This is a genomic window from Anaplasma bovis (assembly GCF_036903315.1).
Lineage (GTDB): Bacteria > Pseudomonadota > Alphaproteobacteria > Rickettsiales > Anaplasmataceae > Anaplasma > Anaplasma bovis.
In genome coordinates this window covers 1-6159 of sequence record NZ_JAWLNY010000056.1, presented here as the reverse complement: position 1 = coordinate 6159, position 6159 = coordinate 1, and the positions used below count along the sequence as shown (strand labels likewise).

Below are 6159 nucleotides of genomic sequence, written 5' to 3'. Positions count from 1 at the left end.
CTGCAAATACCACCAAAGGAAGAAAACTTTGAGCGGGAGAAGGGGTTCGAACCCTCGGCCCTAACCTTGGCAAGGTTATACTCTACCACTGAGCTACTCCCGCAACCGCGCACATGATAAGTTATACGGATCTTTGAAGCAAGAGAGAATTTGTAATATATGCCATTAAAACACACCATCACGCCTCCTATGCACTATTTCACAAGAATGATAGCACGCAACTATACACGCAGATGGTATGCAGACGAATGAACTTTATTTTATTGTTATGTTTGCAAACAACATATATCTGTTGCATTATTTGAGGTATGAACGTTTTTAAAGTTTTTGCGTGATAAGTAGATATAGTCTTCCTGAAATGGTGGAAATTTGGAAGGACGAAACTAAGTATAAAATTTGGATGGCCATAGAAAGGAGTGCTTGCGAGGCGCAAGTGAAGCTGGGTACGATACCTGCAGATGTTGTAAGTGGTCTGCAAAATTTTAAAGATGACTTCGATGTGCGAAGAATAAATGAGATAGAGTCAGAGGTAAAACACGACGTAATAGCGTTCCTAACGTACGTCGCGGAGTCCACTAACACAGATATCAGGTATTTGCACTATGGGATGACTAGTTCCGATGTATTAGATACGTGCCTTTCCTTGCAACTAAAGCAATCCTGCGACGTGTTGCTGGATGATCTGGAAAAGTTGCTTGCTGTTCTAAAGGAAAGAGCCTTAGAAACTAAGTATCTAATGTGCGTTGGAAGGAGTCATGGCGTCCATGCAGAACCTATAACATTCGGTCTGAAGCTCGCGAGATTTTATGCGGAGTTCGAGCGTAACCGCACTAGACTATTGAGAGCAAAAGAGGAAATATCAGTATGTAAAATATCGGGAGCTATGGGCAACTTTGCGCATATAGACCCCTATGTTGAAGAATATGTTGCAAACGCGCTAGGCTTGGTGCCAGAGACCATATCGTCACAGGTGATTTCCAGAGATCGCTATGCAATATTCTTTGCAACCCTGGGCATAATGGCTTCATCTATAGAAAAAGTTGCAACTGAAATACGTCACCTACAACAAACTGAGGTATTTGAGGTTGCAGAACCGTTCTGTAGCGGACAGAAAGGTAGTTCCGCTATGCCTCATAAACGCAATCCCATTTTAAGTGAAAACCTCACTGGGCTTGCAAGAATAATAAGGAGCTATGTTGCACCTGCGCTAGAAAATGTAACTCTATGGCATGAGCGGGATATCTCACATTCTTCGGTAGAGAGATTCATAGCACCTGACGCGTGTATAACTATGAACTTCGCCTTAACACGCTTAACGTATCTATTAAAGAATATGTGCGTGAACACTGAGAGAATAAAGACTAATCTGGGGTTATCAAAAAATATGATTCTTTCCCAACGTGTGCTACTGGCACTCGTAGACGCTGGAATGAGTAGGGAAGCAGCGTACAGAATAGTTCAGGAGTGCGCAATGAATACATGGAAATCTGAAAGTGATTTTGTGGAAAACATCAAAAAGCATCCAGAGGTCTCAAGTTGTCTTGAAGCAGTAGATTCCATGCAAAATTTGAGCTATTACACACAAAATGTAGACTTTATTTTTAAGAAAGTTTTCGGATAGTATAAACGGAATTGGTATACAGCTTTAGACGGGAGTTTCACACCGCTGTTCTAGATGCCGTACACAAAATATCGCTTTATTTTCCAAGAAAGGTTGCTCTGGGTAACATAAGCCATGGAGTAGATCTACAGCCTTTTAGCCGTAAGTTTCTCCACGGAATGGGCCCGCAGCTTTAAGCGTGAGTCTTCATTCTATTGTTCGAGGAGTGCCAATACAGAATGTCGACTTTATTTTAAGAAAGTTTTCAGGTAGTACAAACGGAATCTGATAACATAAACCATGGAGTGGATCTACAGCTTTTTAGCTGTAAGTTTCCACGGAATGAGCCCACAACTTTAAGCGTGAGTTTTGCACACTATTGTTTGAGATACTACACACAAAATTAGACTTTATTTTTAAGAAAGTTTTCGGATAGTACAGACAGAATAGGTGCACAACTTCAGACGCGAGTTTCACACCGCTGTGCTAGAAATGCCAATACAGAATGTATCTATTTTATTTTCAAAGAAAGGTTGCTCTGGGTAACATAAACCATGGAGTAGATCTACAGCCTTTTGGCCGTAAGTTTCTCTCCGCGGAATGGGCCCGCAGCTTTAAGCGTGAGTCTTCATTCTATTGTTCGAGGAGTGCCAATACAGAATGTCGACTTTATTTTTAAGAAAGTTTTCGGGTAGTACAAACATACTCAGCTCACAACTCTGTACAGGAGTTTTGCACACTATTGTTTGAGATACTACACACAAAATATAGACCTTATTTTTAAGAAAGTTTTCAGATAGTATAAACGGAATTGGTACACAGCTTTAGACGGGAGTTTCACTCCACTGTTCTAGATACTGCACACAAAATATCGCTTTATTTTCAAAGAAGGGCTGCTCTGGGTAGCGCAAACCACAGAATATGCCTGGGTAACCTCAGGTTTTATTGCTTTTCAAACCATTGCACGAAAGAACGGACAAGAAGCCAATTAAGAAAAGTCAATCAGTAGTCAAAAACACCTTGCTCAGGAGGGAAAAACCCAACATCCCTCTTGACTCTTCCTCTTTCTATAGATACAATCCGGGTGTTCCGATTAATAAATTAATCGGAAGCCTCGGGCCTTGCTCTACGGTCAATGCATAACCATTAGGTAACACACACACTTTATCTTGGTAGAGCAAGGCCCTCCGAGATTCATCTCCTGGTAGTAGTCTAAGGGCTTTTTTTCCTCACATCAAGCATTTTTGCGCCTCTGCACGTGGTCATGTAAGCAAACTAGCCACCAACTTATGTACTTAGTTGCACATGTACATCGCTCTCACACCGGAAGGTTACTATATCTCTAGTAAGCTGCCTACCCAAATAACCGCACAAGCAAGTTATTCATGCGCACGGCAAAATCCGCTGTGTTGCTTATCTCTTCTCCTTCAACTATACACGCTTGATCAAACAGTAATCGCGCTACTTCCTTCAAGGATTCATTTTCACTATCCTCTGCATAAAGCTTGAGTAGGCCTTCAAACACTGCATGATCCGCGTTTATTTCAAGAATTCTACTACTCTTATAATTTATCTGCCTCTGCTCTCTAAGGAATCTCTCCATCCTGATGTCCATAGAATTGTCTGGAACGGCGAGGCAAACCAAACTCGTGGTGAGCTTCTTCGAAACTCTCACATCGCTAACTACATCACTCAACACCTTCTTGAGATATTCAACAAAAGCATCTATGCTCTCTTTTTTCTTGCTCTTATCACCCTCTTTATCGGCATCCTTTTCGGACTTTGCATCGCTATCTTCGTCTATGCATTTTTCTAGATCTTTATCACCCACACGGACAACAGATTTGAACGATACACCCTTGTATTCTGAAACAACACTAGTCCAGAAGTCATCTACAGGATCTACGAGAAGCAATACCTCTATACCACTGCTGACCATCTTTTCAATTTGCGGGCTCCTAATAGCAGAATCCAAATCGTTTGCTAAGAGATAAAAGATACTCTCTTGACCTGATTTCATTCTGGATATGTAGTCAGCAAGACTCACAAGTTCCTTCCCGCTGCTACTACTGTGGAATCTGCATACAGAAAGCAAATTCTCTCTAGCTTCAGTATCTAAACTTTCACACAAACCTTCCTTTAGAACAGGTCCAAAATTTTCCCAAAATTTTTTGTAACTTTCATAATCATTTTCTGCTTTATCCCGAAGCGATGAAATTACCCTGTTGGTTACAGAACTCTTGATCTTCTCTATGATACGATTATTCTGCAGAGTCTCCCTACTTATGTTAAGTGGCAGATCAGATGAGTCTATAATACCCCTTATAAATCTGAGATATTGCGGTATGATCTGCACATTATCTTCTGTTATGAAAACTTTGTTCACATACAGCTTAACGGAACATCTTCTATCAGGATGGAAAAGGTCAAAAGGCTTCACAGAGGGAATATATAACAAGTTTATGTACTCCACAGCTCCTTCATTCTTGTTGTGTATGACCATCCAAGGCTCACTTCCAACATGAGAAACAGCACGGAAAAATTCAAGATGCTCTTCATTAGAGACATCAGACTTACTCTTAGTCCAAATTGCCACCCCACTATTGAGCTTCTCCTCTTTTCCTTCATCATCTACAAAATAAATGGGGTAACCAACGTAATCTGAGTATGTCGTAATTATGTGTTCTATCCTGAACTTATCTAGAAAACCACACTCATCCTCTTTCATAGCGAGAGTGATTTTAGTCCCCCTAGGAACATCCTCATCAAGTTTGGTAATGGAAAAACCGCCATCTCCCGAGCTTCTCCACCTGTATCCTATCTTTTCATCTGCCCTTCTAGTATCAACTACTACCTCGCTCGCAACCATAAAAGCAGAGTAAAACCCTACCCCAAACTTTCCTATAAGATCGCACTTTTTGCTCGCATCATCACCTAGTGCTTCCAAAAACCTCTGAGTACCAGAACTAGCAATAGTCCCGAGATTTCTTACAAGCTCCTGACGATTCATGCCTATCCCATTGTCAGAAATGGAGAGCTCTTTCCTATCTTTGTCGACGGAAATCACTATCTTAAGTTCTTCACCTTCTCCAAGGAGTGTCTGATCAGATATAGATTCATACCTAATTTTGTCGCATGCATCGGAGGCATTGGATACAAGTTCCCTAAGAAATATATCCTTGCTAGTGTACAGAGAATGCACAACCAGACTTAGTACTTTACCTACCTCTGCGTCAAACTTCAATTCTTCAACATCTGTCACAACACTCACCTCAGTATTACCAAACAATCCACGCATCTAGAGTTAAGCACGAAAGATCAATTTTCCAAGGTCCGCATAAGAAAAAATTATCTTTGGCCATATACCTTGAGGAGGCTTTGAATATTTCTCCTAACGTACGGAACAGAGGATGGGTCCTCAAGAATTTCTTTCATTACCCAAACAGCAGCTTCTGTATCACCTTCCCTAAGCTTTAAAGCAACTAGTGCTTCCTTAGCCGCGGACCTGTATATACCAGTCTTGCTAACTGCAAGCTTTACCAATGCATCTTCCAACTTTCCACTAGTATCATTATCAAATAACAATACAGCACTCATGTACTCAGCAAGCTCCCTGAGCTCAGGCGGCGAATTGCGATCGCCAGCAATGTCATCGTACATCTTCTTTGCTGATTCAATGTTATTCTTTTTGAGCTCATGGACGGCCAACTTTAGCTTAGCCACAGAAGAAACAGCGCCACTACCTATGTTTGCAGCTAAATTCTTCATGGATTCATCGTCGCCGTATCTCAATACCCTGTAAATAAGGTCGCTGTTCTTTAGCAGAGCTTTTTCCTTACTTCTCTCCCAAAAAAACACCCCCACGGACGTAAGAATTACTAACAGGATACAAGAGACAAACGCCATCCTGTACCTCACTATAAACTCCAAAACAGCTTCCATTCTTCTTGCCCTTCACTACTACGAACCTGAAACTACTGTAAGGGTAAGAGCAACAATGTCAATAGCTTTGCCCCACACACCTCGAGCTACTACTAATCACCGCGTCTCTATGACACACTCGATTCTTCCCTATACGCTACTGCTTTTGCAAAGATCGCTCACTATGCATCTCCCGCACATAGGAGCCCTAGCTTTGCATACATACCTGCCATGCAAAACTAGCCAGTGATGGGCATATAATTTCCATTTCTCTGGAACCACCTTTTCCAGAGAGATCTCCACTCCCAACACATCTTTCTCTTCCACCAATCCTATCCTGTTACTCACCCTAAATACATGAGTATCAACTGCAATTCTAGGGACTCCCAAGGCAGAATTTAAAAACACATTAGCACCCTTCCTGCCAACGCCCGGAAGCTGCACAAGTAAATCAAACTGCTCTGGAACCTTGCCACCATACTCATTTTCCAGTATCTCACTGAGTGCTACTACATTCTTTGCCTTCGTATTGTACAGCCCTATACTACTTATATAGCTTCGGAGCCCGTCCTCACCCAACGCCACCATCTTCTTTGCAGAATCAGCAACATCAAATAGCTTCGCGGTAACCTTATTAA

At 41.7% G+C, this 6159-nt stretch carries 4 protein-coding genes and 1 tRNA gene; 1 reads left to right on the top strand and 4 read right to left on the bottom strand.

The annotated features are described in order from the left end of the window. Nucleotides 1-31: 31 nt before the first annotated feature. Nucleotides 32-103: transfer RNA gene (locus R4I06_RS04120), tRNA-Gly, on the bottom strand. Nucleotides 104-331: 228 nt separating this feature from the next. On the opposite strand from R4I06_RS04120, the gene purB reads away from it, so the two are divergent. After that, on the top strand, nt 332-1621 hold the full coding sequence (purB, locus tag R4I06_RS04115; RefSeq protein WP_334414308.1) for an adenylosuccinate lyase: 1290 nt from the start codon (nt 332-334) through the stop codon (nt 1619-1621). Nucleotides 1622-2954: 1333 nt separating this feature from the next. Here purB and htpG read toward each other — a convergent pair. The 3 genes from htpG to R4I06_RS04100 all read right to left on the bottom strand — a co-directional run. Next, the gene (htpG, locus tag R4I06_RS04110; protein ID WP_334414307.1) at nt 2955-4898 is read right to left on the bottom strand and encodes a molecular chaperone HtpG; all 1944 of its coding nucleotides are present in this window, start codon (nt 4896-4898) and stop codon (nt 2955-2957) included. Between the two features lie 50 nt (nt 4899-4948). Then, the gene (locus tag R4I06_RS04105; RefSeq protein WP_334414305.1) at nt 4949-5542 is read right to left on the bottom strand and encodes a tetratricopeptide repeat protein; all 594 of its coding nucleotides are present in this window, start codon (nt 5540-5542) and stop codon (nt 4949-4951) included. Nucleotides 5543-5671: 129 nt separating this feature from the next. Further along, the coding region (locus R4I06_RS04100) for an endonuclease III domain-containing protein (RefSeq protein ID WP_334414303.1) at nt 5672-6159 on the bottom strand (488 nt) is incomplete at its 5' end.

Bases quoted from the DNA above. Each gene is read 5' to 3' on its own strand.
- htpG (WP_334414307.1), bottom strand. From the start codon at position 4,898: ATGCGTGGATTGTTTGGTAATACTGAGGTGAGTGTTGTGACAGATGTT.
- R4I06_RS04105 (WP_334414305.1), bottom strand. From the start codon at position 5,542: ATGGAAGCTGTTTTGGAGTTTATAGTGAGGTACAGGATGGCGTTTGTC.